Genomic DNA, 26,305 nt, shown 5'->3' with positions numbered 1-26,305 from the left:
GCGTGCAGGGAGTGTGCAGAGAACGCGGAAGGAAGAGCTGTGAGCGACCAGTCCCCAGATCGGCCGGAGGACGAGTTCCGCGACATGCTGCGGGCGTTCCTCTCCGGCGAGTCCGACATCGACCCCGCCAAGCTCGCGAGCGCGGCGGGCCTGCCCTCCGACCCCGCGGCCGTCTCGCAGCTCATGCAGCAGCTCCAGAACGCCATGCAGTCCAGCGCCGACGGCGTGAACTGGGATGCGGCACTCACGCAGGCGAAGGAGATCGCGGGCCCCGGCTCGCTCTCCGTCACCGATCAGCAGCGCTCGCAGCTCGAGCAGGCCCTCCACATCTCCTCGATGTGGCTCGACGAAGTCACCTCCCTCTCGGAGTCGGCCGTCGCGCCCCGCCTTCTCACGCGCACCGAATGGGCCACCACGACCATCCCGGTGTGGTCGCAGCTGGCCGAGCCGGTGGCCGTGAGCATCTCGGATGCGCTCACCACCGTGCTGAAAGACCAGGCACCCGAAGAGATGGCCGGCATGCTGGCCGGGGCGAGCCAGCTCATGCGCAACCTGGGCGGAACCCTGTTCGCCATGCAGCTGGGCCACATCGTGGGTCAGCTCTCCCAGGAGGTGGTGTCGGGCGGCGACATCGGCATCCCCCTGCTCGAGGAGGGCCAGGCGGCGCTGCTCCCCCAGAACATCGCGGCCTTCGGCGACGGCCTCGACATCCCGGCCGACGAGGTGCAGCTCTACCTCGCCGTGCGCGAGCTCGCCCACGCGCGCCTGTTCAAGCACGCGCGCTGGCTGCGCCTGCACGTCATCTCGTCGATCACGGAGTTCGCCAAGGGCATCACCATCGACACCTCGCGGCTCGAGGAGCTCGCCGAGAGTTTCGACCCCTCCAACCCCGAAGAGCTCCGCGCGGCGATGGCCAGTGGCGCCCTCATCCCCCCGAAGACCGAGCAGCAGCTGCACGCGCTCGGGCGACTGGAGACCACGCTCGCCCTCATCGAGGGGTGGGTCGACACGGTGACGGCGCAGGCGTCGAGCCGGCTGCCGCGCTGGAACGCGATCGCCGAGACCGTGCGGCGCCGGCGCGCCACGGGCGGCCCGGCCGAGTCGGCGTTCGGTGCCCTGATCGGGCTCGAGCTCCGGCCGCGCCGGCTGCGCGAGGCCGCGGCCCTGTGGCAGGCGGTGACGGATGCGGTGGGCCCGGAGCAGCGCGACGCGCTCTGGTCGCATCCCGACCTGGTGCCCACCTCGGCCGACCTCGACGACCCGGCCGCGTTCGTGGCCCGGCTGCAGGCGGGCGCGCCCGAGCCCGACGAGATGGATCAGGCGCTGGAAGACCTGCTGCGCGGCGAGGAGTCGCGCGGGGAGGGCGAGCAGCCGCCGGCACCGTGAGGCGCCGACGTCGGCCGTGCTGCTGACTGCTCCTGCACGGATGTGCTCTGACGAGATTCTCGGTCGGTGCCTGTGGAGAACTCCTGAGGGTGCTCGGCGGTGGTGCATGCTGCAGGGGTGATCTTGCGACTCGATCCCTCCGCGCCTGTGGTGTGGCGCACCCCCTCCAGCGTGCAGTTCGGCATCGAGCGCCCGCACGCCGTCGTGGCGCTCGAGAGCGCGCACGACGAGCAGGCGCTCGAACTGCTGCGCCGCGGGGTCACCCCGTTGGGCCTGCGCTCGCTGCTGGCGGCCGAGGGCGCTCCTGCGTCGTGTGCCGAGAGCATCGTAGAGCGTCTCGGCCCCGCGGTGGTGACCACGGAGTCGGCACCGGCGCATGCGCCGCTCGCCGGCTCGCGGGTGTGCGTCGACGGGCGCGGGCAAGCGGCCGAATGGATCGCGGCCCTCGTGCAGCGGTGCGGCGCCGTGCTCGTCGAGGTCGACGGCACGGCGCGCGACGGCGACGTGGGCCCGGTCGATCTCGCGGTGCTCGTGTCGGCGTTCGCCACGGCGCCGCGGCGCGCAGCGGTGTGGTTGCGGCGCGATGTGCCGCACCTGCTCGTGGAGTTCGGCGACCGCTCGGTGCGCGTGGGTCCGGTCGTGGTGGCCGGTGAAGGGCCCTGCTCCACGTGCATCGAGCACCATCGGCGCGACGCCGACCCGGCGTGGCCGGCCATCGCCGCCCAGCTCGTGCGCCGCGCGCCGCCCACGGCCGACGCGCTGGGCATCGCGGCGGCCGCACCGCTCGCGGTGGAGGTGGCGGTGGCGCATCTGACGGCGCGGGGCGCTGCGTCGTGGCACGCGCGCGCTCTCCGGTGGCACCACCCGCTCCTCGGTGGGTCGGCGGGGGCCGGGCCGTCGGTCAGCCGCGAGGAGCTGGAGTCGCACCCGTGGTGCGGGTGCCGATCTCCGACAGGAATCGCGATGCCGTCCGGTCCTGGCCCCGTCGCTGACCGCGGGCTGCCCACGAGAGCTCGAGGTAACGGCGTGCCCGGGTGATGCCCACGTAGAGCAGGCGGCGCTCCTCGTCGACGGCGTCGAAGCCGACGGCATGGGCGATCGGCAGGAGGCCCTCGGCGACGCCCACCACGAAGACGGCGGGCCACTCGAGACCCTTGGAGGAGTGGAGGGTGGCGAGAGTGACGGCGCGCAGCGTCGGCTCGTGCTGGGTGGCCTGGCGCGCCAAGAGTTCGTCGGTGAACTGACGGAAGCTGGAGCCGGCGGGCATCGCCTCAGCGAGGCCCATCAGGGCGTTGAGCGACTCCCACCGGTCGCGCTCGGCGCCGGTGCCCTCCGGAGCGTGCTGCGACCAGCCGCGCGAGCGGAGCACGTCGCTCACCGACTTGAACAGGGGTTCGTCGACGATCGTCACCGAGGCCGCGCGCAGTTCCATCACGGCGCGTTTCACGTCGGGCTGGTCGAAGAACCGCGCGGCGCCGCGCACCTGTGAGGGCACGCCCGCGTCGGCGAGCGCCTGTTCGAGCACGACCGACTGCGCGTTCACGCGGTACAGCACCGCGATGTCCTGCGGCGGCGTTCCCTGCGCGATGAGCTGCGCGATCCGCGCGGCGACGGCGCGTGCCTCGTCGCTGTCGCTCGCATAGGCCGTCACGGCGGGCTGCGCGGGCTCGGCGGGCTGCGCGGGCTCGGCGGGCTGCGCGAGCTCGGCGGGCTGCGCGAGCTCGGCGGTCGTGACCGGCTCAGCGGGGCCGCTCGGCTCGATCGCGCGCAGGGTGAGGGCGCCGGGCCTGCCCCGCATGAGACTGTTGGCGGCGTGCACGATGGGCGCCGTCGAGCGGTAGTTGCGGTCGAGCGACACCATGGAGGCGCTCGGGTAGCGCCGCGAGAATCCGAGCAGGAAGTCCGCACTCGCGCCCGCGAAGGAGTAGATGGTCTGGCTGGCGTCGCCGACCACGCACAGGTCGCGCCGCTCACCGAGCCACAGCTCGAGCAGGTGCTGCTGCAGCGGCGACACGTCTTGGTACTCGTCCACCACGAAGAAGCGGTACTGCTCGCGCACCTGCATCGCCACCGAGGGCTCGAGCTCGATCATGCCCGCCGTGGCGAGCAGCACGTCCTCGAAGTCGAGCTGTCGTCGCTCGTCTTTCAGCTGCTCGTAGCGCGCCTGCAGCTCGAGCAGCTGCTCCACGCTCAGCCCGCCCGGCACCGCACGACTCGACCTGGCCGCCCGACCGTATTCCTCGATCGACAGCTCCGACACCTTGCGCCACTCGATCTCGGCCGCCACGTCGCGCAGCGCCGCGGTGTCGAGTCGCAGCCTGAGTTGCTCGGCCGCGTGGGCGATCGCCCTGGCCTTGTTGTCGATGATGCGGGGGGCCTCACCGCCCACCACCTGCGGCCAGAAGAAGTTGAGCTGCGAGAGCGCTGCGGCGTGGAAGGTGCGCGCGGCCACGGCACCCGCGCCGAGCGGGCGGAGCCGGGTGCGCAGTTCGCCCGCCGCACGACTGGTGAACGTGAGCGCCATGACCCGGTTCGGCGGGTAGACGCCCGTGGCCACGCCGTAGGCGATGCGGTGCGTGATGGCGCGCGTCTTGCCGGTGCCCGCACCGGCGAGGATGCACACCGGACCGAGCAGGCTGCTCGCCGCCACGCGCTGCTCAGGGTCGAGCGCGGCGAGCAGCGCGTCGGCCTCGGGAACGGCCTGATCGCCCCCGAGCGCGGTGGCGCTCGACGCCGGGGGTCGGCCGTCGGGAATCCCCGTCATGCGGTGTGATGCTCCGGAAGGGGGCCGCCGTACCAGCGCTCGATGATGGCCCGGGCGATCGACGAGGGGCCGGGCAGAAGCACGTCGACAGCGGGGTCGGCGACCTCGGCGCGGCTGAACCAGCGCAGCTCGAGGATCTCGTCGCCGTCGGGCCGCAGCACCGCGCCGTCGTCGGCCCTCGCGAGGAACCCCACCATGAGGGAGGCGGGAAAGGGCCACGGCTGCGAGCCCACGTACTCCGGGTTGCGGATGACCACGCCCGACTCCTCGGCGACCTCGCGCACGGCGGCGGCTTCGAACGACTCCCCCGGCTCCACGAAGCCCGCGAGCAGCGAATAGCGGTTGTGCTCCCACAGTGCGTTCGAGCCGAGCAGGATGCGGTCCTCGGCGTCGGTGATCCCCACGATGACGGCGGAGTCGGTGCGCGGGAAGAGTTCGACGTCCTCGGCCACGCAGCGCCGCACCCAGCCGGCGCTCTCGATCGTGGTGGGCGAACCGCAACGCGGGCAGAACTCGTGGTTGGAGTGCCAGTTGGCCATGGCCAGCGCCTCGGTGAACACGCCGGCGGCGAGGTCGTCGAGCAGCACGGCGATCCGGCGCAGGTCGAGCCAGGCTCCGCCGTCGACGGCCGTCAGTGCGTCGGCCCCTTCGTCGTCGAGCGAGACGGCGAAGACCGGTGCGCCGGCGACCGTCTCCGCCGAGGACTCCAGGGTCGTGCCGAGGTAGAGCACCACCGGCCCGTTCGTGTGCGTCGCCGCGTCTGTGGCCGGTGGGGAGTCGGGCCCTGTGATGCCCACCAGGCCCTCCAGCGCATCCGGAGCCACCAGGCGCAACGACGGGCGCGCATCCTCCTCGCCGGCCGGTCGGCCGAGGGCCAGGCCGCGATGCAGTACGAGCACACGGGCGTGCTCGTGGCGCCACAGGTCGCGCTGCCGCTCGGGCACCCCGCGCGAGGCGTGGTCGCGATCGACGGCGGCCCTCGACAGCGGCAACGTGGCGTGAAAAGCGCGAGACATGGTTGCCCAATCGTGCGTGGCGGAAACCGTGGCCGGAGCGCGCCGCCCTACTCTGGAAGGCATGGCGAGATCCCACCTCACTCTAGCCGCGCTGGCGACCTCCGCCGTCGCCGGAGCCGACATCGTGGCGTCGCGTGCGCTCTCCTCCTCGGGCGCCGGGCGCTTCGACTCCGCGGTCGTCACGCTCCGCTCCGGCGAGGAGTACACGGTGCGGGTGCCCACCGGCCCCGACGCCGAGTCCGAGCAGTCCCGCGACCTCGTCGCCCTCAACGCCCTCACCGCCGGGGTGCGGTCGCGACTGCCGTTCCACATCCCGGCCCTCATCGGCCAGGCCCCGATCGGCGGCACGCGCGCGCTCGTCTACGACTACATCCAGGGCAGGCCCGCCACCCTCGCCGATGTCGGCGGCGAGCACAGCGCCTCCGACTCGATCGGCCGGGCCATCGCGGCGGTGCACTCGCTGCCCACCTCGGTCGTCTCCGACGCCGGGCTGTCGTCGCAGTCCGCCACGCAGGCGGCCGCGACGGCGAAGAAGCTCGCCGAGCGCGCGGGCGCCACCGGCAAGGTGCCGAAAGAGCTGCTCACCCGCTGGGCTCTCGCGATCGACGACAGCGCACTGTGGCAGTTCCAGCCCACGGTGGTGCACGGCTCGCTGGCGCCGGAGTCGTTCCTCGTCTCGGGCGATCAGGTGTTCGGTGTGCTCGGCTGGCACGAACTCAAGGTGGGCGATCCCGCCCTCGACCTGTTCTGGCTCAACTCGGCCGCGCGCGCCGAGAGCGCCGACCGGGTGTTCGCCGCCTACGAGGGCGCCCTGGGCCGCCCTGCCGACCGTCAGCTGCGCAAACGCGCGCGCCTCTACGCCGAGCTCGAGATCGCCCGTTGGCTGCTGCACGGCCACGACACGCGCGACCAGGCGATCGTGGCCGACGCCGAGGCCATGCTGGCCGGCCTCAGCAGCACCGTGCAGAACGACCTGCTCAACCCGCTCTCCACCGACACCGGCCAGATCATGGCCGTCGAAGACGTCGAGGCGATGCTCGACCGCACGCCCCTCGCCGACCGCTTCGGCGAAGGCGACCGCGTCGCGCACGCCAACCGCATCGCCGAGGACTGAGGATGCTCAGCCGAGCGTGCTCCGCACGAGCCGCTCGAGCTCGGCCTCGTCGTCGAGCATGGTCGGCCTGACGACGGCGTCGTCGGAGACGAAGTAGAAGCAGGCGTCGACCCGCTCCACATCGATGCCGGCCCAGCGCGCGTAGGCGAGTCGGTAGAGAGCGAGCTGAAGCTGCTTCAGTTGCAGCTCCTCCTCGTCGCGGGGGGCCTTGCCCGTCTTCCAGTCGACCACGAGAAAGCCATCCCCCTCGGCGAAGATCGCGTCGATCTTGCACACCACGATGCGCCCGCCGAGCACGAGGTGGAGTTCGCGCTCCACCTCGACGGCGTCGCGCTCGGCGAACTCCGAGCGTTCGAAGGTGGCGATGAGCTCCGCGAGTCGGCGCTCGTCGTCGTCGAGCTCGTCCGCCGCGCGCCAGGTTGCGCTCTCGAGAGCTGAGACACCGGGCGCGGACGCACCGGAGGCACCGGCGTCGTCTCCGAGATCGTCGTCGTCGAACTCGAGCTCGTCGGCGAACGCGTCGAGGTCGCCCGACGAGGGCGACGCCGCCGCGAGCAGCTCGCCTCCGCGGTCGCGGAAGCGGTTCTCCACCCAGCTGTGGAACCGGGTGCCGAGACGGGTCTGGCGGAACGGGCGCTCGGGCATCGGCCGTCGCAGCGTTCGCAGCACCGCCTGCGGGTCGGCGACGTAGTCCTTGAACCGCGAGGCCGGGATGCGTACCGGCACGTCGAGCCGCGCCGCGCGCATCCGGTCGGCCCGTTCGGCCAGCAACAGCTCGATCTCGGAGTCCCACGGGGTGGGAGCCGCGGGGTCGGACCCCTCCACCAGCGCCGCAGCCGACTCCATCCGGCCTCGCCGCGTGCCGAGCGGCTCCCGGGGCCAGCTCACCCAGGACTCGGTCTCGGCGAGCGGGTTCTGCTCGTGCTCGGAGCGGTCGGGCAGCACCTCCGCCTCGACAACGCCGGCCTCGGCCAGCTCGTGCAGGTAGCGGCTCGGCGGGCGCGCGGTGACACCGGTCGACCAGAACGAGCCCGACACCAGGAGCGCGTCGCGCGCGCGCGTCACCGCCACGTAGGCGAGGCGGCGCTGCTCCGCCGCGTAGTGCTCGGCGTTCGCCTCGCGGAACTCCTCGAGAACCGGCCCGAACGCGGTCTGGGTCTCGATCCCCTGCCAGTCGAGCATCGGCAGCTCGGCGCGGTCGCCCCGGAAGTCGTAGGGCAGCTCGCCGAACGCCAGCCAGCCGAGCTTGCTGCGCGGGTCGCCCGGCAGCTCGCCCTCCACCATCCGCGGCACGGCGACCAGGTCCCATTCCAGACCTTTGGCACCGTGGATGGTGAGGATCTGCACGGTGCCGGGCTCGGCCGGATCGCTCCGCGGTTCGAGCCGCTCGCGTTTCTCCGCCTCCTCCAGCCAGGCGAGGAAGTCGCCGAGCCCCGACGACGGGTCGAGGGCGAGGAAGGAGACGAGCTGCTCCGAGAAGGCGTCGAGTGCCGCGCGGCCCTCTGCGGCGTGGGGGCTCGCGAGCACCTCCACGTCGAGCAGCAGCTCCTGCTGCACGAGGTCGACGAAGTCGACGAGTCCGAGGCCGGCGCGGGTGCGCAGTTCGGCGAGCTGGGCACCGGCTCGGCGCAGCCGGTCGAGTCCCACCGGCGAGAAGCCTTCCAGGGCGGAGTGACCCTCGGGCGCGGTGGCGACGAAGTCGAGCGCGTCGACGATCGACCGGTCTTCGTCGGCCACGACCGAACCCCGGATGCGCCCGGCCACGGCCGGTTCGAGCTTCTGGAAGCGATGGTCGCGCTCGGCGATCCACGAGGCGAGGGCGCGAAGGGCCGCGAGGTCGCGCACCCCGATGCGCCAGCGGGCACCGCCCAGCACCCGCAGGAGGTCGGCCCCGGCGGTGGGGTGGTAGAGCACGCGCAGCGTGGACACGAGGTCGGCCACCGCGGGCTGCATGAGCAGACCGCCGAGCCCGAGCACGTGATACGGGATTCCCCGGCGCTCCAGAGCGGCCGTGAACGGCTCGATCTTCTTCACCGAGCGGCACAGCAGCGCCGCTGTCGGTGGCTCGGCGGCGGCCAGCCTGCGCTGGAACCAGGAGGCGACCGCGTCGGCCTCCTCGGTGACCGTCTCGGCGAACGCGGTGTCGACCGACCCCTCACCCGCGCCCGGCCGCGGCTGCAGGCTCTCCACCACGACCGCGCTCTCGGCCGTGAGCGGCGTCACCAGCGCGTTGGCCGCATCCAGCACCCGGGTCGGGTTGCGCCAGCTCGTCGACAGCGCGAACGGCTCGCCCGAGGCGCCGAAGTCGGTCGCGAACCGGGCGAGGTTGGCGGCGCTCGCCCCGCGCCAGCCGTAGATGGACTGGTGCGGGTCTCCCACCGCCATCACCGCATGCCCCGCGAACAGGCGTGCGAGCAGCCGGGTCTGCACCACGCTGGTGTCTTGGTACTCGTCGAGCAGCACCACCCGGCTGCGGTCGCGGTAATCGGCGACGATGGCCGGGGAGCTCTCGGCGACGGCGAGGGCGAGGGCGATCTGGTCGGAGAACTCCACGTAGCCGCGCCGCACCTTCTCGGCCGCGTACTCCTCGGCGAGGGCGAGCACGAGCGGGAGCGGCGCCACCGCCTCGATGGAACGGCGCAGGGGTGCGTAGACGTCGCGCACCCGCGACGACCCCGTGGGCAGCTCGGCCAGCGCCGCGAAGCGGTCGGCGTACCGGCCGACCGCACCCGCGTCGGCCACGTTCTCGGCGAGGGCGCGGCTGAGAGCGAGCACCGCGCTCGTGACGGCGTCGACCTGCCGGTCGACCTTCAGCAGACGCTCGTCGGAGCTGCCCACCACGACCGACCGGGTGAGCTGCCAGGCCGAGGCCTCGCTCAGGACGGCGGCCTCGCTCTCGCGGCCGATGACGGTCGCGTTCTCGCGGTAGATGCCGTTGGCGAAGGCGTTGTAGGTGGAGATGACGGGTGTCTGGAACGGATCGCTCTCGCGCTCGACGAGACCCGAGAGCGCCAGCTCGGCGAGACGGCGGCGGATGCGCTCGGCGAGCTCGCCGGCGGCCTTGCGCGTGAACGTGAGGCCGAGCACCTCCGACTCCCGCACGAGTCCGTTGGCCACGAGCCACACCACGCGGTTCGCCATCGTCTCGGTCTTGCCGCTGCCCGCCCCGGCGACCACGATCGCCGGCTCGAGGGGCGCTTCGATGACGGCCTGCTGCTGGCGCGTGGGGGTGGGCAGCCCGAGCCGCTCGGCGATCTCGGCGGCCGAGTGGCGCGCCGCTGAGGCCTGGGAGGCGGAGCCGGATCGGCTGGGCGCGACGGATCGGTCCACCGACGGGATGCGGGCGTCGGACGCGCGCCCGGAGGCGCGGTCGAGCCGGGCCTCGAAGGCCCCGGGATCGTCGAGCTCGGCCAGCTCGAACAGGGCGTCGCCGTTCACTCCGACACCGCCTTCACGAGCTGGATGCGGTACTCGTAGCGGTTCTGGTGATCGCGCTCCTCGGGCTCGGCGACGGCCCTGAACCGGGCCCCGCTCATCCCGTCGGCCACCGCGTCGATACGGCTCCGGATGAGGGCGAGCGCCTCCTCGTCGAGCGGCTCCTGATCGAGCACGGTGAACCTCGACCCCCGGCCGCCCTTCGACACGTAGAGCAGCGCGGCACCCCCCAGATCGACCGCCGGTGCGCCGGGATCGTCGAGAGGGCCGGCATCGTCGAGAGGCAGGTCGTCGATCGACGCGACGTGCAGCGCGAGCTGGTAGCTCGCGAGCTGCGCGTGACCGGGGAGGTCGGCCCGGCGCGGCGGGGTGCGGCCGGTCTTGAGGTCGATCACCACGAGGCGGCCGTCGGGAAGCCGCTCCACCCGGTCGATCGACCCCGACACGAGCGCCCGCCCCTGGCGCAGGGCGAAGGTGGCCTCGGCCCCGGCGAGCTCCCGCTCACCCGCTCTGAACTCGCGCAGATAGTCGGAGAGGCCCTCGAGCTTCACCCGCAGGGCACGCTGTTCGCGCTGCTCGAGCCAGGGCGCCTCGAAGCGCAGCTCGGTCCAGCGCTCCCCCGCCGACTCGGCGAGCGCCTCGGGTGAGAGATCGGCGTCGGGGTCGGTCGATGCGCCCTCCATCACCGCGTGCACGATCGTGCCGATGCCCGCGGCGAGCGACTTCGAGCCTCCCGCCACCTGGTCGACGAACCACACCAACGGCGACTGCTCGAACGCCTCGATGCGGGAGGGTGACACCCGCACCACCGCCTCGGGGTCTGCCGGGTCGACGAGCGGATGCTCGGTGCTGGCCGGGGCGAGCCCGTACCAGTCGGTGACGGCGGCACCGGGCACCCCCTCGGCGGCGAGCCGCGCCAGCGCGGGCGCGGCCTGGCGGTCGCCGCGCTCGACCAGCCGACGGCGCAGCTGCCCGGTGAGGCCACGCAGGGTGAGCGGCTGACGCGCGGTGGGCACCGGGTCGGCGTCGGGCGCGAAGCCGAAGAACGCCGAGGGCTGCTCCTCGTCGTTGGCGACGCAGGAGAGCACCGCCAGGCTCCGGGCACGGGAGGTGGAGAGCGCGAGCATGCGCAGTTCGCCGGAGAGCACCTCGGCGCGCGAGTCGGCCAGGGTGACGGCGGCGGTCACGGGATGCGGGCCCACGCCCATCTCGTTGTCGGCCAGCTCGTGATCGGCGACCTCCACCATCCGCTCCGCGTGCAGCAGCGAGTTGCGCAGCCGGAGGTTGGGCCACACCGACTCCTGCAGCCCGGCCACCACGACGACCTCCACCTCGAGGCCGACGGCCCCGGTCGGTGTCGTGACGAGCACCGAGTCGGCGCGCGAGTGCGGGGAGAGCGTGTCTTCGGGCACCTCGGCCCCGAGCACCTCGGCCACGAACAGCTCGGGGGCGCGGGAGGGGTCGCGCTCGACCGAGCGACGGGCGGCGGTGAACAGCGCCACGGCGCCGTCGAGATTGCGGTCGGCCTCCTCGGCGAGCACACCCGACCCCGAGGCGAGATCGCCCCAGCGGCGCGCCAGCCCCGAACGCTGCCAGAGCTCCCAGAGCAGCGATTCCACCGACTCCCCCGCCCGAGCGCGGTCGGCGACGGCGGCCAGCGTGGTGGCGAGCGCCGCGACGCGGCGGGCCGGCGCGGAGTCGAAGGTGGCGAGCGCCCCCGGCGTGGCGAGTGCCTCCCGCAGCAGCTCGTCGGCGTGGCGGGAGCCGCCCTGCGCGAGCTCGTCGTGGCGCAGCGCCAGGCGCAGACGGCGGAGACCGATGCCGTCGATGCCGCCCAGCGGCCCGAGCAGCAGGTCGTCGACGGCGTCGGGGGTGGGCTCGCTCGCGCCGATGGCGAGTGCCAGCGCCCCGATGAGATGGCGCGCAGCGTAGTCTTCGCGGAGCGCCTGCACGGCGGAGTGCGTGCGGGTGGGCACCTCGGCGAGCGCCAGGCCGCGGGCGAGGCCCGGCACGAGCGACCCGGAGCGCACGATCACCGCCATCTGGTGCCAGTCGACGCCGTGCAGCAGGTGCTGCTCGCGGAGCACCCGCGCCACGGTGGCGATCTCGCCCGCGCGGGTGTCGGCCTGGATGGTGAGCACCCTGCCGGCCGGGCGGGCGCCGGGGGCGTCTCCTGCCGTCGCCGGGCTCTCGGTGCGCTGGGAGCCCGCAGTGCGCTGAGTCCCGGCGGCCGCGGCCCCGGTGCGCTCGGTGATGCGGCGGGTCAGGGCGCGCAGCGCACCGCTCTGCCGGTGACTGGTCTGCAGTACCAGCGGCGGCAGCACCGCCACGCCGAGCGCGCGGCCGAGCTGGCCGAGGGCACGCACGTCGGAGCCCCGGAACCCCGTCGTCGCGACATCCGGATCGCCGAAGGCGACCACGGCCGAACCCGAGCGGGCGAACTCGGAGAGCAGGTTCCAGGCGCCTACGGGCAGGTCGTGCGCGTCGTCGACGAGCACGAGCGCCGGCGCGGAACCCTCGGCGCCGCCGCTCTCCCGACGCCGGCGCAGCACCGCCCTCGCCTCGGCCAGCAGCTCGGCCGAATCGAGCCGTTCGGCGTCGTAGGAGTCGACCACGCCCTGGTAGGCCGCGAGGAACCTCGCCGCGGCGCACCACTCGGGCACCCCGTGCCGACGGCCGAGGGCGTCGAGCCGACGGGCGCCGACGCCGCTCTCGGTCGCCCGCATCATGAGCTCGCGCAGCTCGGTGCGGAACGCGCGGAGCCGCCGCACCTCGGGCGGCAGCGACTCGGGCCAGCCGAGACCCGCTCCGCCGGCGGCCTCGTCGTCGAGCTCGCCCTGGAGGAGGTCGGCCACGATGGAGTCCTGCTCCGCTCCGGTGAGCAGCGCCACCTCGCGCTCTCGGGCGCTGCCGCGCAGCAGGGCGAAGGCCGCCGACACCGGTGTGCGGGCGAGTGGGCCGCTGCTCGGCAGGCCGAGCCTCAGGGCGAGGCGGTCGCGCAGCGCCGTCGCCCCGCGGCGGGTGGGGGTGAGCACCAGCAGGCGGTCGAGGGGTAGGCCCTGCCCGAGCACGCGGTGTGCGGCGAGCTCGGCGAGCACCGTGGTCTTGCCGCTGCCCGGGGCGCCGATCACCGAGAACGACGCCCCGGCGGGCCGGCCGAGCACCTCGGTCTGGCTCGCATCGAGCTCGACCGGACGGCCGAGGGCCGTGTCGCGCTCGAGGGTGCCGTGGTCCATCACGGCCACCACGCTAGCCGCACCCTCGGACATCGCGTGGGACGCGCATCCGGGTGTCCGCCCTCGGCTTCAGACGTTCCGCTCCCCGTCGTCGCCCCACGGTCTCGCCCCGCGGTCGGCCGCCTGTTCGCTCTGGGCAGGTGCCCGACTCTCGCCCGCCGGCCGAGCGGCTGCGAGCGGTGCCGTACTCTGGGCTGGTGGCCGCCCACGCGGTCACGTGACGTGAAAGGCACAGCTGATGGACATCCGGATCGGAATCGCCAACTCGCCCCGCGAACTCGCCTTCGAGTCGGGCCAGACCCCTGCCGAGATCGAGAAGATCGTCGCCGGCGCGCTCGCCGACGGCGGCACCCACGTCTCGCTCAGCGACGACAAGGGCAAGCTGTACCTCGTTCCGGTCGCCTCGCTCAGCTACGTCGAGATCGGCAGCGAGGAGTCGCGGCGCATCGGCTTCGTCGGCTGAGGCACGGCCGTGGAGCTGCTGTTCATCACCCTCGGCGGAGCGATCCTCGGGCTCGGCGCCCGGTACCTGCTGCCCGGCCGTGAGCGTCACGGCGTGGTGCTCGTGCCCGCGATCGGCGCGGGTGTCGCCGCTGTGGTCTGGGTCGCCCTCACCTGGCTCGGCTGGGCCTGGGACGGCGGGTGGATCTGGGTGGTGAGCCTGGTGGTCACCGGCCTCGTGGTGGTCGCCGCCGACCTGGCGCTCGGGCGGCTGCGCGCCGCTCACGACGAGGCGCGACTCGAGGGCCTGCTCTCCGGGCGCATCCCGCTCGCCCACGCGGGCTGAGGCGGGGCACTCCGGGCCTTCCGGATGCGCGGGCGGGCCGCCGCCTGGAGCGCTGATCAGGCGGTGAGGCCGAGGCCGTCCATGCGGCGGGTGTGGGCCGCGATCATCTCGGTGAACACCGGCTCGATGCGCTGCTCGTCGGACTGCGGATTGCCCGTGAGGTGGATCGCCGAACGGCACACGAGCAGGGTGTCGCCGACCACGCGCCTGCCCCACATCGCCAGGCGCGAGCCGAGCACCGGGTCGTCGGTGATCGCCTCGCCGAGGAGCCCGGCGACCGCCTGCCGCGCCGTGTCGGCATCGAGGACCGCCACGCAGCGCGGGCCGATGTCGCCCGGCAGTCCCGCGGCGAGCAGAGTGAAGAAGTCGTCGAGGATGCCCGCGGTGAGATAGACGCTCGCCAGCTGCTCGTACCAGTCGGAGCCCTTCACGAGCACGCGGTAGCGGTCGATGCCCGCCACGAACGGTTCGATCACCTCGGACGGCGTGTCGACGCGGCGGCGGATCTCGGCCACCAGCCGCTCGTGCTTGTCGAGAGCCTGCCCGGCCGCGGGTGCGAGCGCCTGCTTGGCGCCGACCGTCGGGGCGCCGTTCATCGCGTCGCTGATCTCCTCGAAGATCGCCAGCTGCACGTAGGCGGCCTGGCCCAGGTAGGGCAGCACCTCGGGCGTGAGTTCGGCGAGATTCACCTTCGGGTAGCTCACCGAGTCGTCTCGGGGCTTCAGCCGCGGGATGTCGATGCGCACCTTCGGGCGGCGGAGGAATCCGAACACGACGCCCATCCTAACCGGGCCGCCCTGCGCATCCCGACCGCGCCCCAGCGCGCCGCCTCGCGCATCCCGACCCGCCGTCGAACGCCGTGAGGAGGCCTCACAGCCGCCGTCGGCTAAACTCGGCTCGGGCCCTGACGAACATTCAGGGCAACTCGCCGCCGTCCGGCGCCATCGCCGGCATCGCCGCTGCAGCGCCGCTGCGCCGCGGCACCGTTCCCTTCACGGCGGCTCCGCACTCACGACAGGTTTCCCAGTGACTTCAAGCCCCTCCACCTTCTCCGACCTGAACATCGACCAGGACATGGTCGACGCGCTCGCCGGCAAGGGCATCCTCTCCCCCTTCCCCATCCAGGAGCAGACCATCCCGCTCGCCCTCGGCGGGCAGGACATCATCGGCCAGGCCAAGACCGGCACGGGCAAGACCTTCGGATTCGGCCTCCCGCTCATCCAGCGCCTCGGCCCGAACCCCGAGCCGGGCGTCAAGGCGCTCGTCGTGGTGCCCACGCGCGAGCTGTGCGTGCAGGTCTCCGAAGACCTCGAGCTCGCTGCCTCCGGCCGCGGCACCACCGTGGTGTCGATCTACGGCGGCAAGGCCTACGAGGGCCAGATCGAGCAGATCAAGGCCGGCGCGCAGATCGTGGTCGGCACCCCCGGCCGCCTCCTCGACCTCGCCGGGCAGCGCCTGCTGAGCCTCGCCGCCGTGCAGGAGATGGTGCTCGACGAGGCCGACAAGATGCTCGACCTCGGCTTCCTCGCCGACATCGAGAAGCTGTTCGCGCAGACCCCGGCGACCCGCCACACCATGCTGTTCTCCGCCACGATGCCCGGCCCGATCGTCGCCCTCGCGCGCCGCTTCATGAACCGGCCCATCCACATCCGCGCCACCGACCCGGATGAGGGACTCACGCAGGCGAACATCAAGCACGTCGTCTACCGTGCGCACAGCCTCGACAAGGACGAGGTGATCGCCCGCATCCTGCAGGCCGAGGGCCGGGGCAAGACCGTCATCTTCACCCGCACCAAGCGCGCCGCCGCCAAGCTCGTCGAAGAACTCAACGACCGCGGCTTCAACGCCGCCGCCGTGCACGGCGACCTCAACCAGGAGCAGCGCGAGCGCGCCATGGCCGCGTTCAAGGCGGGCAAGAAGGACATCCTCATCGCCACCGACGTCGCCGCGCGCGGCATCGACGTCGACGACGTCACCCACGTCATCAACCACACCATCCCCGACGACGACAAGACCTACCTGCACCGCGCCGGCCGCACTGGCCGTGCGGGCAAGACGGGCACGGCCATCACCTTCGTCGACTGGGACGACCTGCACAAGTGGGCGCTCATCAACCGCGCCCTGGAGTTCGGCCAGCCCGAGCCCACCGAGACCTACTCGTCGTCGCCGCACCTCTACAGCGACCTGAACATCCCGACGGAGGCGAAGGGCCGGCTGAAGACGGCGCCGCCGGCGCGGGCGGGCGAGGGCTCGGGGTCGCGGTCGGGCGGCGGGTCGGGGTCGGGCGGGCGTTCCGGGGCTGGTGCCGGGTCGGGCTCGGGCTCGGCTGAGGACGGCCAGCCGCGCCGCAGCCGGAGCCGCAACCGCAGCCGAGGCGGGTCGGGCGCACCCGGTTCGGCGTCGGCGTCGGGTGACACCGGCTCGTCGGCCGCCGCCGGCGCCGGCACCGGGTCGGTCGCGACCGAGTCCACCGCCGCGGGCGCGGGCTCCGAGCACCACGACGGCAACAGCGCCCCCCGCCGCCGCTCGCGCACCCGCCGCCGCGCCCCCCGCCCCACCGAGTAGGGCGTTCCGGCTCCCACGCCACGCCACACGCACACCTAGCCCGTCACGGGGCCGGTTGGCGCGTGGCGTGGCGTTGTGCGCATCCGCCCCGCGGTCGGCGTGGCTCGGCGGGTGGAGGGGATCAGCCGTAGACGGGCTCGGAGCCGGTCGCGCGGGCGATGAGGGCGTCGAGCACCTCGGGTGAGGTGGTGTTCTCGCCGAGGCGGTTGGGCTTGCCGGAGCCGTGGTAGTCACTCGAGCCGGTGAGGGCGAGTCCGTAGCGTCGGGCGAGCCGCTCCAGGCGCACCCGGCCCTCGGCGGTGTTCTCGCGATGGTCGATCTCGAGGCCGAACAGCCCCGCGTCGACCAGCTCGCCGAACTGCCCCTCCAGCTGCAGGTCGGCCTGGCTGCGGGTGGCCGGATGCGCGATCACCGGCACGCCGCCCGCACCCGCCACGAGACGCACGGCTTCGAGCGGCTCGGGGGCGTCGTGCGGCTGGTAGTAGCCGGCCCGCCAGTGCAGGATGCCCGCGAACGCCGCACTGCGGTCGGCCGCGAGTCCTCGTGCCACGAGGGCGTCGGCGATGTGGGGCCGGCCGACCGTGGCGCCGGGCTCGGTCTGCGCGAGCACGTCGTCCCAGCTGAGGTCGTAGTCGCGGGCGATGCGCTCGACCATCTGCTCCGCCCGGTGCAGCCGGGCCTCCCGGATGCGCGCGGTGGCGTCGAGCAGATCGGGGTCGAGCGGGTCGAAGAGATAGGCGAGGAGGTGCACGCTCGACCAGCCCACCCGGGTCGACAGCTCCATGCCGGGGATGAGCGTGACGCCCTGCACGAGGGCCTCCGCCCCCGCCTCGGCCCAGCCCGCGGTGGAATCGTGGTCGGTCAGCGCCACGGTGCCGAGGCCGGCCCGTTTCGCCGCCCGCACGAGCTCGGCGGGCGACTCGGTGCCGTCGGAGACCCGGCTGTGGGTGTGCAGGTCGATCGGCTCCCTGAACAACCGCTCCGAAGACATTCCACAATCGTAACCGCCGGGGAGTTCTCCACAGATCACCCGTCACCCAGGGCCCGCCCGGACTGCCGGTGGGAGAATGGACGCATGGCAGACACGACGGAACGCACCACCACCGCATCCGAGCCCGCGCCGCGGGCCACGGCGAACCGGTCGACCACACCGGGTTCCGATGCCTTCCGCGACTACATCGGGCACGGCTGGGCTGAGCGGCACGACGTGGTTCCGCCCGCCCGCCCGCAGGCGCGGTTCGCCGCCGAGCGGCGGGCGCGCCTGTCGGAGGCCTTCCCCGGCAAGCGTCTCGTCATCCCCGCGGGCGCACTCAAGCAGCGCTCCAACGACACCGACTACCCCTATCGCGCGCACTCGGCGTTCTCCTATCTCACCGGGTGGGCGTCGGATGCGGAGCCCGGCGCCTTCCTCGTGCTCGAGCCCTCCGACGCCGGGCACGACGCCACGCTCTACTTCCGTGAGCGGGCCGGGCGCGACTCCGACGAGTTCTACGCCAACCCCGAGATCGGCGAGTTCTGGATCGGTGCGCGACCGTCGCTGGCCCAGGTGGCCGGAGATCTGGCGCTGGCCACCCAGGGCATCGCTGCGTTCGCATCGGTCGGGTTCGACACCGACACGCTCGTGCTGCGCGAGGCCGACGGGTCGCTGCCCGGCGGCGCCGGCGAGACGGCCGACGACGAGCTCGCCCGGGTGCTCTCCGAGATGCGGCTCGTGAAGGACTCCTTCGAGATCGCGGAGATGCGCGAGGCCGTGGCGGCCACCGCCCGTGGGTTCGACGACGTGATCGCCGACCTGGGCCGCAGCAGCGGGCACCACCGCGGCGAACGGCTCGTCGAGGGCGTGTTCAACACCCGCGCACGGCTCGACGGCAACACCGTGGGCTACGACACGATCGCGGCCTCGGGGCCGCACGCGTGCATCCTGCACTGGACGCGGAACGACGGGCCGGTGCTGCCCGGCGACCTCATCCTGCTCGACGCCGGAGTGGAGGTCGACAGCCTCTACACGGCCGACATCACCCGCACCCTGCCGATCGACGGCGTCTTCTCGCCGGTGCAGCGCCGGGTGTACGAGGCGGTGCGCGAGGCCGCCGACGCGGCCTTCGCCATCGTGAAGCCGGGCATCCGGTTCCGTGAGATCCATCAGGCGGCGATGGCCGTGATCGCGCGTCGCACGGCCGAGTGGGGTCTGCTGCCTGTGAGCGCCGAGGAGGCTCTCGAGGCCGACAACCAGCAGCACCGCCGCTACATGGTGCACGGCACCAGCCACCACCTCGGCATCGACGTGCACGACTGTGCCAAGGCCCGGCGTGAGCTCTACCTCGACGGCGTGCTCGAGCCCGGCATGGTGTTCACCATCGAGCCCGGCCTCTATTTCCAGCCCGACGACCTCACGGTGCCCGAGGCGTTCCGCGGCATCGGCGTGCGCATCGAAGACGACATCCTCGTCACCGCCGACGGCGCCGAGAACCTCTCCATCGCCATCCCCCGCACCGCCGACGACGTCGAGGCCTGGATCGCCCGCCTCCGGCCCTGAGCCCGGCGCGCGCTGCCGGGCCGGGCTCGCAGACTACTCCGCGGGGCGGTCGAGGGCGTTGCGGGCGCGGTTGGCGAGCTCGGGGGCGACGATGACGGCGTAGGAGGAGGCGACCACCTGCATCACCGAGGTGTAGTCGCGACGGCGGCGGCTGATGCTGTACACCACGATGTTGAAGAAGAGGCCGAATCCGGCACCGATGAGGGCGGCCGCACCGATGAACCCCGGCGTGGTCGACGTGGGCGACAGCAGCACGAGCAGCAACCCGAAGAACAGCCCCACCCAGAGCCCCGAGAGAGCCCCGGCGAGCGCCGCCCGGCCGTAGCTCATCTTGCCGGTCACCTGCTCGACGCTCTTGAGGTCGCTGCCCACGATCGACACCTGCTTCACCGGGAACTCCGCCAGTGCGAGCTTCTCCACGGCGCGCTGCGCATCCTGGTAGTTCTCGAAACTCGCCACCACCTCGCCCCGGGGAATCACCGGGATGCGGGAGGGGGCTCGACGAGGGGCGGCTGAAGGATCCGTCACTCCCCCATCCTCCCACGCCCGCCTCCGCGGTCACCGAGAGCCGAAGGTCTACAGTTAAGAGCTGTGAGTGCCACCAGAGTCTTCGTCGCCCGATTGGTGGGGTGCACCGTCTTCGACCCCGCCGGCGACCGCCTGGGCAAGGTGCGCGACGTGCTCGTCGTGTACCGCCGCAACGACCCGCCACGGGTCGTGGGCCTCATCGTCGAGATCCCCGGCCGGCGCCGGGTGTTCGTCTCCATCGGCCGGGTCACGAGCATCTCGGGCGGGCAGATCATCACCACCGGCCTCATCAACGTGCGCCGCTTCGAGCAGCGCGGCGGCGAGGTGCGCGTGGTGGCCGAGCTGTTCGGCCGCACCGTCGACTTCACCGACGGCTCGGGCGAGGCCACCATCGAAGACGTCTCCATCGAGGAGCACGGCCCGGGCGAGTGGGCGGTGGCCCAGTTGTTCGTGCGCCGCCCGAAGACGAGCTCGTCGCCGTTCGCCAAGGGTGCGACCGTGTTCGCCTCGTGGGGCGACGTGCGCGAGCGCACCGCGGCCGGCCAGGCGCAGTCGGCCGAGCAGCTGATCGCCACGTTCAGCGAACTGAAGCCCGCCGACCTCGCCACCACGCTGCTCGACCTCCCCGCGCAGCGCCGGCTCGAAGTGGCCGAAGAGCTCCCCGACGACCGCCTCGCCGACGTGCTCGAGGAGATGCCCGAGAGCGAGCAGGTCGAGATCCTCGCCCGGCTCGACGACGACCGCGCCGCCGACGTGCTCGACCAGATGCAGCCCGACGACGCCGCCGACCTCATCGCCCAGCTCTCCGAGGAGCGCGGCGAGCAGCTGCTCGAGCTCATGCAACCCGAAGAGGCCGACGACGTGCGCATGCTGCTCGCCTACGCGCCCGACACCGCCGGGGGTCTCATGACCACCGAGCCCATCATCGTGAGCGCCGACGCCACCGTGGCCGAGGGCCTCGCCCTCATCCGCCGCCACGAGCTCGCTCCGGCGCTCGGCGCAGCCATCTGCGTCACCCTGCCGCCCTACGAGCCCCCCACCGGCCGCTTCCTCGGCATGGTGCATTTCCAGCGGATGCTGCGCTACCCCCCGCACGAGCGCCTCGGCACCATCCTCGACCAGGGTCTCGAACCCGTGACGGCCACCACCTCGGCGGCGGTCGTGGCGCGCATCCTGGCCAGTTACAACCTCGTCTCCGTGCCCGTGGTCGACGACAACCACCGTCTCGTCGGGGTGGTGACCATCGACGACGTCCTCGACTACCTCCTGCCCGACGACTGGCGAAGTAGCGACAGCGACGACGGCGCCCCCGCGCCGGAGCGCACCCCCGCGCGAGCTCTGAGCGGAGCGCTGCGCACCCCCACTCGCGGAAGGAGGACCGGTCATGGCTCGTAAGACACCGAACACCAGCAGCTCCGGGCTCGACGCCCCCAAGGGCCTGCGCAGCAGCGTCATCCCCCGTCGCCCGGTCACCAATCGCGACCGGTTCGGGCGAGTCACCGAGGCGATCGCGCGCGCCATGGGCACGCCGTGGTTCCTGGTGGGGCTCACGCTCTTCGTGGTGGTGTGGATGATCTTCAACACCTACGGCCCCGAGGCCTGGCGCTTCGACTCGGCCGCGATCGGGTTCACGGCCCTCACGCTCATCCTGTCGCTCCAGGCCTCCTACGCGGCCCCGCTCATCCTGCTCGCCCAGAACCGGCAGGACGACCGCGACCGCGTGCAGTTCGAGCAGGACAGGCAGCGTGCCGAGCGCAACCTCGCCGACACCGAGTACCTCGCCCGCGAGGTGGTCGCCCTGCGCCTGGCCTTGCAAGACATGGCGAGCAAGGAGTTCATCCGCGCCGAGCTGCGCGCCCTGCTCGAGGAGCTCGACCGCGGCGACGGCGACACCGCCTCGGCCCCCTCGCCGCGCACCCGCCCCACGCCGGTGCAGCGGGGCACCACGCGGTGAGCTCCCTCGCCGACGGGGTGCGCGGGGCGCTCGCGCGCGTCGTCGACCCCGAGATTCGCAAGCCCATCACCGAGCTCGGGATGCTCGGGGAGGTGTCCGTCGACGACCAGGGCACCGCCTCGATCGCGCTCAAGCTCACGATCGTGGGTTGCCCCGCCGCGCACACCATCGAGCGCGACGTGCGCGAGGCCGCCGCGACCGTGGCCGGGGTGCAGCGGGTCGACGTGGACGTCGACGTGATGACCAAGGAGGAGCGGGCGGCCCTCACCGAGCGGCTGCGCGGCCCCGGCGCCCGCACCATGCCGTTCGGCCCTGGCTCTCTCACCAGGGTCTACGCGATCACGAGCGGCAAGGGCGGTGTGGGCAAGTCGACGCTCACCGCGAACCTCGCCGTGAGCCTCGCCGCGAAGGGCCTCTCGGTGGGGCTCGTCGACGCCGACGTGCACGGTTTCTCGATCCCGGGCGTCCTCGGTCTCGTGGGCGAGGACGGGCTGGCCGCGCGGCCCACCCGCGTCGATGACATGATCCTGCCCCCGGTGGCGTACGGCGTGAAGGTCATCTCGATCGGCATGTTCATCGACCCGGCACAGGCCTCGGCCACCGGTGGAGCCGTCGCCTGGCGAGGGCCGATGCTGCACCGCACCATCACGCAGTTCCTCACCGACGTGTACTTCGGCGACCTCGACGTGCTGTTGCTCGACCTCCCGCCCGGCACCGGAGACGTGGCCATCTCGATCGGTCAGCTGCTGCCCAACGCCGACGTGATCGTGCTCACCACCCCGCAGGCCGCCGCCGCCGAGGTCGCGGAGCGCTCTGGGCTCGTCGCCCGCCAGACCGGCCAGCGGCTCTACGGCGTGATCGAGAACATGGCCGGCTTCGCAGGCCCCGACGGCGAGATCGTCGAGATCTTCGGCGCGGGCGGCGGGGCCGAGGTGGCGAGGCGGTTGAGCGAGCGGTCTCCGGATGCTCCGGTGCCGCTGCTGGCGTCGGTGCCGATCAGCGTGGCGCTGCGCCGGGGCGGAGACGACGGGGTGCCGGTGGTGCTGGCCGATCCCGCCGACCCCGCCAGCGTGGCGATCGACTCGGTGGCCGAGCGGATGGCCAGGCGCGGGCGCGACCTCGCCGGGCGGCGGCTGGGGCTCGCCCCCGCGTGATGATGCGCGTCCGGCGCGGTGCGATGGCCGCGGGCACTGGGGTGCTGGGGCTGATGCTGGCCGCCGCGATCCTGACCGGCTGCACCACAGGGGGTGCGGGCAGCGGCGGCGAGCCGTCGGCGACTCCGGCCCCGTCACCGTCGATCGCCGACGGCGTCGGCCTCGAGATCCTGCAGAGCCGCACCGACTACGCCGTGCGCGGCCTGCAGCTGTCGATCTCGAATCCCGGCGACGAGGCGTTCAGCGTGGAGTCGGCGCGGTTCGAGTCACCCCAGTTCGACGCGCCGGTCATCTGGACTCCGGGCGCGAACGGGCCCGTCGAGGTACCCGCCGGCCTCACGAGGCATCTGCCCGTGAGCCTCGCGGGCGCGGTGTGCCCCGCACCGGCCGGGATGTCGGCCGACGCGACGCTCACGGTCACGGTGATCGACGCATCCGGTGCCCGTCGCGAGGTGTCGGGCGCTCCCGCCGACCCGTTCGGCGTGCTCCCGCGAATCGCAGCCGAGGACTGCTTCGGCGACGACGTGGCCGCGGTCGCATCACTCGCGATCGAGAGCGTCTCGATCGAGGGCTCGGGGGCCGACGCCGTGGCGCGCATCACGATCGGGATCGACCCCCGTGAGGGCGCGGGGGAACTGACGATCGACGAGGTGCGCTTCACGATCCTGCTGGCTCCCGACGGGGTCTCCGCCACCGGGGAGGCCTCGCAGGACTGGCCGGTCGGGCTCGCGGTCGTGGGCGGAGACCAGCCCGGCACGATCGTGCTGAACGCCGTGCCCGCACGGTGCGACCCGCACGCGGTGGCCGAGGACAAGCGCGGCACGGTGCTGCCCGTGGGCATCACGCTCGCCTCCGGTGCCGAGGGCACGATCTACCTCGACCCGGGCGTGGAGGCCCGCGAGACGCTGTACGACTTCATCGCGGAGCGCTGCGGGTTCGCCGCGGAGTGAGCTCAGGTGGCCGGTGAGCTCAGGTGGCCGGTGAGCTCAGGTGGCCTCGGAGTCGTAGCTCGTCACCGGCACCTCGCCCGGGAACGGGGTGTCGTCGAAGGTCGTGAGTCCGGCGTCGCCGTCTGCGGTGCTCGCGGAGTCGCTGGAACCCCCCGACACCCCTGAGAGCGCCGCGGCGCCCGCGACGCCTCCGGCGACCCCGGCTACGGCCGCCGCCGCACCCGCTCCCTCGGCCGCGCCCGCCGCATCCGTCACCGGCACGGGCCCGCCCGCCGACTTCGCCTTGTGCTGCAGGTAGGCGGGGGCGGGACGGTTCGTCGACCGGGTGACGGGGCGCACGGCCGGCGTAGGCGTGTCGTCTTCGAGCAGGGCCTCGCGGATGATGCGGCGCGGGTCGTACTGCCGGGGGTCGAGCTTCTTCCAGTCGACCTCGTCGAAATCGGGGCCCATCTCGTCGCGCATGCGGTCTTTGGCGCCGTTCGCCATCGACCGGAGGTTGCGGATGAACTGGGCGAACTTCTGCGTGTAACCCGGCAGCCGTTCGGGGCCGAGCACGAACACGGCGATCACTCCGATCAGCAGCAGCTTCTCGAAGGTGAGTCCGAACATTCTGAAATCATACCTCCGCTGCCCGATGGCCCCCGCGCGTGGCGAGCGGGCCGACCGTCGCCCTGTCTCTAAGCTGTCAAGCGGAGGGTCACCGTGTCAAGCAAAGAGTCCAGCTGGAAGTACGTCGACGACGCCGTGGTGGAGACGCCGCAGATGATCGCGGCCCGTGCTCACGCGGCCGAGCTCGGCGTGGAATCGATCGCGCCCGCCCTCGGGGCGCAGATCGGCATCATCGCGGCGGCGACCGGGGCGCGCTCCATCGTCGAGATCGGAACCGGGCTCGGGGTGTCGGCCCTGTGGCTGCTGCGCGGCGCCCCCGAGGCCACGCTCACCTCGATCGACTCCGAGCCCGACCACCAGCAGGTGGCGCGTGCGGCGCTCCTCGACGCCAAGGTGCCGGCCAACCGCATCCGTCTCATCTCGGGCAAGGCCGCCGACGTGCTGCCCCGGCTCAACGAGGGATCGTACGACCTGGTGCTGGTCGACGCCGATCCCGCCTCGGTCATCGAGTACGTCGAGCACGCGCTGCGGCTGGTGCGCCGCGGCGGCACCGTGCTCGTGCCGCATGCGCTCTGGAAGGACCGCGTGGCCGACCCGGCCCAGCGCGGTGCGACCGTCACCGACTTCCGCACCCTCATCGCCGAGCTGTCGGCATCGGATGCGGTGCTCACGGCGGTCTCGCCGGCCGGCGACGGGCTGCTGCAGGTCACGAAGATCGTCGGCTGAGGCGCGCCCCGGCTGAGGCGCTTCGGCCGGCTGGGGCGCGGCCGCCGGAATCACGACGACCCCGGCGCCGAAGCACCGGGGTCGTTCGCGAATCAGGACGTCAGGCGGGGCTGACCACTCCGGCGAGGGCGTCGTGCAGCTCCTTCGCCTCCTCGTCGTTGACGGACACGACCAGGCGTCCCCCTCCTTCGAGCGGGACACGCACGATGATGAGGCGCCCTTCCTTCACTGCCTCCATCGGCCCGTCGCCGGTCCTCGGTTTCATGGCGGCCATTCGGCTCCCCTTTCGTGGTCTCCCTCCCTATTATCCCCGATCCGGGACACCCGACGTAACCACGGGCTTCCCGTCGAAGCGATCACGGCGGGGTCCAATCCCTCCCGTCGACGCCCCATCCGATCGCCATCCACCCCACCTGCCCCGCGATGCACACCACGACGAGCAGGATGCGGTACACCGGCGATCGGGGCACGGCGAGCGCCCCCAGGGCGGGGAACATCGGCATGAGCAGCCGGAAGGTGCTCGATTGCGGGAAGAACACCGCGAGGAGGTAGGTGGCGTAGCTCGCGAGCCACAGCCGGAGGTCGACGCCCAGCCTCTTCACGATCGGGGTGAACAGGAACGCTGCAAAGCCGAGGATGAGGAGCACCACCACGATGGCGCCCCACGGTTCGCCCAGCCACCAGTTGCCGCCCTGGAACCAGGCGGTGAAGGGCACCAGTTCGCCGTAGCCGATGTAGGCGGCGCGCCAGGCCAGCTCGGTGTCGGTGTAGGCGTTCATCGTGCCCGTCGCGATCCACGCGATGACGAGCCACGCGAATCCCATCACCCCGCTGAATGCGGCGAGACCGACGGTGACGACACGGTCGCGCACGGGGAACGGGTCGGTGCGCCGCACCAGGAACCGATGCACGAGGTGGAGGCCGACGAAGAGGGCGAAGGCCAGGCCGCTCGGCCGGGTGAGCGCCATCACCGCTACGACGGGGAACACCCAGCCGTACCGCCGCAGCACCACGAGGTAGAGCGCCGAGACGAGCAGCAGCAGCCCGGCGGCCTCGGCGTAGGCGAACTGCAGCAGGGGCGAGAGCGGGGCCACGCAGAACAGCACCACCGCGAACAGGGCGGCGCCGTCGTCTTTCAGCACGTGCTTCATCAGGCGGTGGAACACCAGGGCCGCGCCCAGCGAGCACGCCACCGAGACGAGCACCGCGATGAGCTCCCAGCCGGCACCCGTCGCCCAGCGGAGCGCCTGCACCACGAAGGGGTAGACCGGCATGAAGGCCCAGGCGTTCTCGCCGATGTGGCCGTCTGCGGTGACGGGCAGCTCGGCCGGGTAGCCGAAGTACGAGATGATCTTGTACCAGTTGCCGTCCCAGATGGCGGCGTAGGAGAGGTACGGCGGGTTCGCGCCGGTCCATGGGTTCTCGCCCTGCGCCCGCGCGAAGAGCAGAACGATGACGGTGGTGACCATACGCGAGAGCGCGAACACGATCAGTACCTGCAGCCACCACGGGCGGTTCAGGAGCAGGCGCGATCCGCGCATCCGG

Annotated in this window: 20 protein-coding genes and 1 pseudogene; 11 read left to right on the top strand and 10 right to left on the bottom strand. The window is 72.7% G+C overall.

The genetic code is table 11. From position 1 onward, the window contains the following. Nucleotides 1-39: 39 nt before the first annotated feature. On the top strand, nt 40-1,386 hold the full coding sequence (locus tag N1031_RS11230; RefSeq protein WP_259479726.1) for a zinc-dependent metalloprotease: 1,347 nt from the start codon (nt 40-42) through the stop codon (nt 1,384-1,386). Between the two features lie 901 nt (nt 1,387-2,287). On the opposite strand, the gene N1031_RS11225 is transcribed toward N1031_RS11230, so the two are convergent. Both N1031_RS11225 and nudC read right to left on the bottom strand, forming a co-directional pair. Next, nucleotides 2,288-4,150, bottom strand: coding sequence for an ATP-dependent helicase (locus N1031_RS11225; RefSeq protein ID WP_259479725.1), 1,863 nt, complete (start codon nt 4,148-4,150; stop codon nt 2,288-2,290). Continuing rightward, entirely contained in the window at nt 4,147-5,166 is a 1,020-nt protein-coding gene (nudC, locus tag N1031_RS11220) for an NAD(+) diphosphatase (RefSeq protein ID WP_259479724.1), read from the bottom strand. The genes N1031_RS11225 and nudC overlap by 4 nt, the downstream gene beginning before the upstream one ends. Before the next feature lie 61 nt (nt 5,167-5,227). Between nudC and N1031_RS11215 the strand changes: the two genes are divergently transcribed. After that, the gene (locus N1031_RS11215; protein ID WP_259479723.1) at nt 5,228-6,280 is read left to right on the top strand and encodes a phosphotransferase; all 1,053 of its coding nucleotides are present in this window, start codon (nt 5,228-5,230) and stop codon (nt 6,278-6,280) included. A 6-nt stretch (nt 6,281-6,286) separates the two neighbouring features. Here the strand turns inward: N1031_RS11215 and N1031_RS11210 are convergent, their stop codons facing one another. Together N1031_RS11210 and N1031_RS11205 are read right to left on the bottom strand one after the other, a co-directional pair. After that, entirely contained in the window at nt 6,287-9,718 is a 3,432-nt protein-coding gene (locus N1031_RS11210; RefSeq protein WP_259479722.1) for an ATP-dependent helicase, read from the bottom strand. Further along, nucleotides 9,715-12,963 (bottom strand): UrvD/REP family ATP-dependent DNA helicase, encoded by a 3,249-nt coding sequence (locus N1031_RS11205; protein ID WP_259479721.1) that lies wholly within the window; start codon nt 12,961-12,963, stop codon nt 9,715-9,717. Before N1031_RS11205 ends, N1031_RS11210 begins: the two co-directional genes overlap by 4 nt. A 226-nt stretch (nt 12,964-13,189) precedes the next feature. Here N1031_RS11205 and N1031_RS11200 point away from each other — a divergent pair, with 226 nt between their 5' ends. Next, nucleotides 13,190-13,414: a DUF3107 domain-containing protein gene (locus tag N1031_RS11200; protein WP_259479720.1), complete on the top strand. Its 225-nt coding sequence runs from the start codon at nt 13,190-13,192 to the stop codon at nt 13,412-13,414. A 9-nt stretch (nt 13,415-13,423) separates the two neighbouring features. Then, complete coding sequence (locus tag N1031_RS11195; RefSeq protein ID WP_259479719.1) at nt 13,424-13,738, top strand: hypothetical protein; 315 nt, start codon at nt 13,424-13,426, stop codon at nt 13,736-13,738. 56 nt (nt 13,739-13,794) lie between these two features. Here N1031_RS11195 and N1031_RS11190 read toward each other — a convergent pair whose 3' ends face one another. Continuing rightward, a complete protein-coding gene (locus N1031_RS11190; RefSeq protein ID WP_259479718.1) occupies nt 13,795-14,511 on the bottom strand; it encodes a ferritin-like fold-containing protein in 717 nt (238 codons plus the stop codon). Between the two features lie 301 nt (nt 14,512-14,812). Between N1031_RS11190 and N1031_RS11185 the strand changes: the two genes are divergently transcribed. Continuing rightward, on the top strand, nt 14,813-16,303 hold the full coding sequence (locus N1031_RS11185) for a DEAD/DEAH box helicase (RefSeq protein ID WP_259479883.1): 1,491 nt from the start codon (nt 14,813-14,815) through the stop codon (nt 16,301-16,303). A 121-nt stretch (nt 16,304-16,424) separates the two neighbouring features. Here N1031_RS11185 and N1031_RS11180 read toward each other — a convergent pair whose 3' ends face one another. Then, complete coding sequence (locus N1031_RS11180) at nt 16,425-17,294, bottom strand: PHP domain-containing protein (RefSeq protein ID WP_259479717.1); 870 nt, start codon at nt 17,292-17,294, stop codon at nt 16,425-16,427. A gap of 84 nt (nt 17,295-17,378) precedes the next feature. Here N1031_RS11180 and N1031_RS11175 point away from each other — a divergent pair, with 84 nt between their 5' ends. Beyond that, entirely contained in the window at nt 17,379-18,839 is a 1,461-nt protein-coding gene (locus tag N1031_RS11175) for an aminopeptidase P family protein (RefSeq protein ID WP_259479716.1), read from the top strand. A 33-nt stretch (nt 18,840-18,872) separates the two neighbouring features. Here the strand turns inward: N1031_RS11175 and N1031_RS11170 are convergent, their stop codons facing one another. Next, nucleotides 18,873-19,367 (bottom strand): YflT domain-containing protein, encoded by a 495-nt coding sequence (locus tag N1031_RS11170; RefSeq protein ID WP_259479715.1) that lies wholly within the window; start codon nt 19,365-19,367, stop codon nt 18,873-18,875. Between the two features lie 63 nt (nt 19,368-19,430). Between N1031_RS11170 and N1031_RS11165 the strand changes: the two genes are divergently transcribed. Genes N1031_RS11165 through N1031_RS11150 form a run of 4 tightly spaced genes read left to right on the top strand, consistent with a single transcriptional unit; the run spans nt 19,431 to nt 23,425 of the window. Next, on the top strand, nt 19,431-20,762 hold the full coding sequence (locus N1031_RS11165) for a magnesium transporter MgtE N-terminal domain-containing protein (RefSeq protein ID WP_259479714.1): 1,332 nt from the start codon (nt 19,431-19,433) through the stop codon (nt 20,760-20,762). Further along, nucleotides 20,752-21,321, top strand: coding sequence for a DUF1003 domain-containing protein (locus N1031_RS11160; protein ID WP_259479713.1), 570 nt, complete (start codon nt 20,752-20,754; stop codon nt 21,319-21,321). Before N1031_RS11165 ends, N1031_RS11160 begins: the two co-directional genes overlap by 11 nt. Further along, entirely contained in the window at nt 21,318-22,475 is a 1,158-nt protein-coding gene (locus tag N1031_RS11155) for an Mrp/NBP35 family ATP-binding protein (protein ID WP_259479712.1), read from the top strand. The genes N1031_RS11160 and N1031_RS11155 overlap by 4 nt, the downstream gene beginning before the upstream one ends. Nucleotides 22,476-22,498: 23 nt before the next feature. After that, nucleotides 22,499-23,425 carry a hypothetical protein gene (locus tag N1031_RS11150; protein ID WP_259479711.1) on the top strand — a complete coding sequence of 309 codons (927 nt, stop codon included), beginning with the start codon at nt 22,499-22,501 and terminating at the stop codon, nt 23,423-23,425. A gap of 356 nt (nt 23,426-23,781) precedes the next feature. On the opposite strand, the pseudogene N1031_RS11145 reads toward N1031_RS11150, so the two are convergent. Then, nucleotides 23,782-24,034 (bottom strand): annotated as a pseudogene (locus N1031_RS11145) (twin-arginine translocase TatA/TatE family subunit); the annotation flags it as partial. Between the two features lie 93 nt (nt 24,035-24,127). Here N1031_RS11145 and N1031_RS11140 point away from each other — a divergent pair. After that, nucleotides 24,128-24,760, top strand: a complete 633-nt coding sequence (locus N1031_RS11140) for an O-methyltransferase (RefSeq protein ID WP_259479709.1) — start codon at nt 24,128-24,130, stop codon at nt 24,758-24,760. A gap of 100 nt (nt 24,761-24,860) precedes the next feature. Here N1031_RS11140 and N1031_RS11135 read toward each other — a convergent pair whose 3' ends face one another. Both N1031_RS11135 and N1031_RS11130 read right to left on the bottom strand, forming a co-directional pair. Continuing rightward, nucleotides 24,861-25,034 (bottom strand): DUF3117 domain-containing protein, encoded by a 174-nt coding sequence (locus tag N1031_RS11135; protein ID WP_085019840.1) that lies wholly within the window; start codon nt 25,032-25,034, stop codon nt 24,861-24,863. 82 nt (nt 25,035-25,116) lie between these two features. After that, complete coding sequence (locus N1031_RS11130) at nt 25,117-26,301, bottom strand: mannosyltransferase family protein (protein WP_259479708.1); 1,185 nt, start codon at nt 26,299-26,301, stop codon at nt 25,117-25,119. Between the last annotated feature and the right edge of the window lie 4 nt (nt 26,302-26,305).

The organism is Herbiconiux moechotypicola, assembly GCF_024979255.1.
Lineage (GTDB): Bacteria > Actinomycetota > Actinomycetes > Actinomycetales > Microbacteriaceae > Herbiconiux > Herbiconiux moechotypicola.
Note: the sequence above shows the minus strand (reverse complement) of the source record. Positions and strands in the feature narration are given on the sequence as shown.

Coding starts and splice junctions, on each gene's coding strand:
- N1031_RS11225 (WP_259479725.1), bottom strand. CDS start 4,150: ATGACGGGGATTCCCGACGGCCGACCCCCGGCGTCGAGCGCCACCGCG.
- nudC (WP_259479724.1), bottom strand. CDS start 5,166: ATGTCTCGCGCTTTTCACGCCACGTTGCCGCTGTCGAGGGCCGCCGTC.
- N1031_RS11215 (WP_259479723.1), top strand. CDS start 5,228: ATGGCGAGATCCCACCTCACTCTAGCCGCGCTGGCGACCTCCGCCGTC.
- N1031_RS11200 (WP_259479720.1), top strand. CDS start 13,190: ATGGACATCCGGATCGGAATCGCCAACTCGCCCCGCGAACTCGCCTTC.
- N1031_RS11185 (WP_259479883.1), top strand. CDS start 14,813: ATGGTCGACGCGCTCGCCGGCAAGGGCATCCTCTCCCCCTTCCCCATC.
- N1031_RS11180 (WP_259479717.1), bottom strand. CDS start 17,294: ATGTCTTCGGAGCGGTTGTTCAGGGAGCCGATCGACCTGCACACCCAC.
- N1031_RS11175 (WP_259479716.1), top strand. CDS start 17,379: ATGGCAGACACGACGGAACGCACCACCACCGCATCCGAGCCCGCGCCG.
- N1031_RS11160 (WP_259479713.1), top strand. CDS start 20,752: ATGGCTCGTAAGACACCGAACACCAGCAGCTCCGGGCTCGACGCCCCC.
- N1031_RS11150 (WP_259479711.1), top strand. CDS start 22,499: ATGGCCGCGGGCACTGGGGTGCTGGGGCTGATGCTGGCCGCCGCGATC.
- N1031_RS11135 (WP_085019840.1), bottom strand. CDS start 25,034: ATGGCCGCCATGAAACCGAGGACCGGCGACGGGCCGATGGAGGCAGTG.
- N1031_RS11130 (WP_259479708.1), bottom strand. CDS start 26,301: ATGCGCGGATCGCGCCTGCTCCTGAACCGCCCGTGGTGGCTGCAGGTA.